This window comes from Algibacter sp. (assembly GCF_049667265.1).
Classification (GTDB): domain Bacteria; phylum Bacteroidota; class Bacteroidia; order Flavobacteriales; family Flavobacteriaceae; genus Algibacter_B.
Map to the genome: position 1 here is coordinate 1 of NZ_JBATHX010000251.1, position 1,739 is coordinate 1,739.

2 protein-coding genes and 2 tRNA genes are annotated in these 1,739 nt (G+C 33.5%); 2 read left to right on the top strand and 2 right to left on the bottom strand.

From position 1 onward, the window contains the following. Positions 1-14: 14 nt before the first annotated feature. Both WBN21_RS09525 and WBN21_RS09530 read left to right on the top strand, forming a co-directional pair. Positions 15-86, top strand: a tRNA-Gly gene (locus WBN21_RS09525). A 27-nt stretch (positions 87-113) separates the two neighbouring features. After that, positions 114-197 (top strand) — tRNA-Leu (locus tag WBN21_RS09530). Positions 198-482: 285 nt separating this feature from the next. Here WBN21_RS09530 and WBN21_RS09535 read toward each other — a convergent pair. Both WBN21_RS09535 and WBN21_RS09540 read right to left on the bottom strand, forming a co-directional pair. After that, a complete protein-coding gene (locus WBN21_RS09535; RefSeq protein ID WP_424199698.1) occupies positions 483-767 on the bottom strand; it encodes a hypothetical protein in 285 nt (94 codons plus the stop codon). A 97-nt stretch (positions 768-864) separates the two neighbouring features. Continuing rightward, positions 865-1,739 (bottom strand): 3-deoxy-D-manno-octulosonic acid transferase (locus WBN21_RS09540; RefSeq protein WP_424199700.1); only part of this gene is annotated, 875 nt, incomplete at its 5' end.

The window sequence follows — 1,739 nt, forward strand, 5'->3', positions numbered from 1 at the left end:
TCATTAAAAAGACTGCGAAAGTAGCTCAGGGGTAGAGCATCACCTTGCCAAGGTGGGGGTCGCGGGTTCAAATCCCGTCTTTCGCTCTGAAACTTTCTTGAAAATATACCAATGCTGAAGTGGTGGAATTGGTAGACACGTTGGACTTAAAATCCAATGTCCATTAGGACGTACGGGTTCAAGTCCCGTCTTCAGTACAGATGAAAAGCCGAAACGAAAGTTTCGGCTTTTTTGTTTTTAAAAAGATCCCCAATGCTTGCATTCAAGGTAACTTTTTAAAAACAAAAAAGCGATTCATTACTATCAATCGGCTTTTCTCAACATGTTGAAACTGGTACCCGATACAGCTAAATCCCGTCTTCAGTAATAAAAACTTTATCAATTTTTTAAAAGGGCATTATTGTTGTTTTAAAATTTAAATTTTAGGCATAAAAAAACCACCTAAAAGGTGGTTTTTTGCTTTTTTTGAAGTTTTATCTTGATTAGTGACCTGCTTTTTCTTTAACAGCTTCACCTGCTTTTTCAATTGCGTCACCCGTTGCTTCTACAGCGTCTTCTACGGCTTCACCTGCATTGTCCATAGCTTTCCCAGCCTCTTCAAGAGCACCTTCAGTTGCGTCACTCGCGCTTTCAGCAGCATCTTCTATAGCATCACCAGCATTGTTCATGGCGTCTTCAATTGAATCTACTTTTTTTGTATCTCTACAAGATGTGAATGTTAAACTTAAGGCAAGTAATAAGATTGTACTTAAAAATAATTTTTTCATCGGTTTTTGTTTTAGTGTTTATTGTTAATTAGATGTCAAATTTAATGACTTTTTGTTAAAATTTAAAAAATATTGAATAATTCTTAAAATAATCAACTTATATACGTAGATATTCTAGTATTTGGATGACGGCACCTTTATTGTTTCCAATAAATACTTTATTTTTTGACCCACTTTTTTTTCTAAAGTCACTATCCAATATTAAATTTTCAAGTATTTCATTAAATCGTGTTTGATTAGTTATTGAAAACATGCCGCCATTATCAATAAACGCCTGCGCTTCAGGAAAGTTTTTATGTTGGTGTCCAATAATTATTGGGACACCAAAAACAGCAGGTTCTAAAGTGTTATGAAGCCCTGTATTTCCCATTGCACCACCAACATAAGCAATATCTGCATAACTATAAATTTTTGAAAGAATCCCAATGGTGTCAACTATAAATACTTGATAGTTAGATAAATCTTTATCTGCTTTCTCAGAAAATAATATAGATTTTGACTTAATTTGATCTTGCATTTTTTTAATTCTATCTAATTTAATATCATGGGGTGCGATAATGAATTTTAAGTTTTTTGAAGCTTCAGAATTAATAAAATTGATAATTAAAGTTTCATCTTCAGGCCATGTGCTACCTGAAACAACGCAGAGTTTATTGTTTTTAAATTCTTCAATAAATGGAAGCGAATTATCTATACTGAGTTGATTGTAAACTCTATCAAAACGGGTGTCGCCACTAATGGTCACGGCGTTGTAGTTTATGGATTTAAGTAATGTTTTAGAGGTTTCATTTTGAGTGAAAATATGTTCGAAAGCAAAAAGAGCCTCCCTCAATGGCTTTCCGTAAAATCTAAAATAGGATTGCCCCGTTCTAAATGCAGCCGAAATTAATATGGCTCGAAGCTGTCTTCGTTTTAATTCATTTAAAAAATTTGGCCAAATATCATATTTTACAAAAACGGTAAGTTCAGGGT

Coding starts and splice junctions, on each gene's coding strand:
- WBN21_RS09535 (WP_424199698.1), bottom strand. CDS start 767: ATGAAAAAATTATTTTTAAGTACAATCTTATTACTTGCCTTAAGTTTA.